This is a genomic window from Vibrio sp. Vb1755 (assembly GCF_033338635.1).
Classification (GTDB): Bacteria; Pseudomonadota; Gammaproteobacteria; order Enterobacterales; family Vibrionaceae; genus Vibrio; species Vibrio alginolyticus.
Genome location: NZ_JAWOTA010000235.1, coordinates 1 through 1,210, shown reverse-complemented (window position 1 = coordinate 1,210; position 1,210 = coordinate 1). Strand labels below are relative to the sequence as shown.

2 pseudogenes are annotated in these 1,210 nt (G+C 45.4%); one reads left to right on the top strand and one right to left on the bottom strand.

Annotated elements, in window-relative coordinates:
• Positions 1-171, bottom strand: a pseudogene (locus tag R7E00_RS24185) (antibiotic acetyltransferase); the annotation flags it as partial.
• Between the two features lie 249 nt (positions 172-420).
• Between R7E00_RS24185 and R7E00_RS24180 the strand changes: the two are divergent.
• A pseudogene (locus R7E00_RS24180) lies at positions 421-1,210 on the top strand (DUF4344 domain-containing metallopeptidase); the annotation flags it as partial.

The following is a 1,210-nucleotide window of genomic DNA, read 5'->3' as shown; positions in this document are numbered from 1 at the left end:
ACGGGGTTGCCACTGCTTGCTGATTTCATCCCCCAGCAGATAACGAACGACGGATTGCTCAAAACCATTATCCCAGCAATCGCTGTAATAACTGTGAGTACCTTTAATATAGATGTTGGCGTTTTGCACCACTTGGTGCAGATACTGAACTTTAGACCAATGTTTAGTCATGGCATTTGCCTCTTCAATAGAGAGTAAAATTTTGCCACGGAACGATTTCTCGTGGCGCTGTTGCTGCGTTCTCAGTCAACAACGCCTATTGGATTCGGGGTTGTAACAACAGTGGATTAGGCATAGTGATCTCCTTTAGGCGAACTATAAAACGAATTGGCGCAGAGTGACAAACGCCAATCCCGATTATTCATTCGCCAAAAACATGTATAATTTTTATGCAAGCCATTCAAATAACAAGAGCTCAACATGAAAATTCAATCGCTTCTCCCTGCGCTATTACTCTGTGCCGCTTCTGCCAACGCGGCGAACAATATTCGTATCGAGTACATACCCGCAGAAACAACCCATGACAAACTTGCCGAGCAATCCATTCAAAGCAGCGATGTGAACCCGATTTTTGTTCGACTTTCTCAAGCCTACTTCCCTTTTCGTAAACCGCTCACTCTGATTTATGGCGGCGAAGATGGCCCTATGTACGATCCCGACACGCACACCATCCATATTCCTTATACGTTTTACTTGGAGTCGCTCAATTACTTCTCCAACAACCAATATGAAGATCGCTACGGAAAATCGCCAAAGACTGGTGCATTAGATACCTTATTACACACTTTGCTGCATGAAGCTGGGCATGCGTACATCGAGGATCAAAGCATCCCTGTGTTGGGGAAAGAGGAAGATGCCGTTGACAATTTCGCCACTATTTTACTGATCGACTATTTAGACGATGGCGCCGATATGGCCATCAGTGCCGCCGACATGTTTGCGTTTGAGTCCGATGACAGACCCGACTATTACGATTTCGGCGAGTACATTGACGAACACAGTTTTGACCTGCAGCGTTACTTCTCCACTTTGTGCTTGGTGTATGGCAGCGATCCTGAACAGTACAAATCGTTACTCGACGAAGTTGAAAAAGACTACCTTCGAGATCGCAAAGACTTCTGACAATACAATTACGAAAACATTCGCACTACCTGGCAGCACTACCTGCAGCACAATGAACCCAAAGAAGCATCGACACGTAAAAACAGCG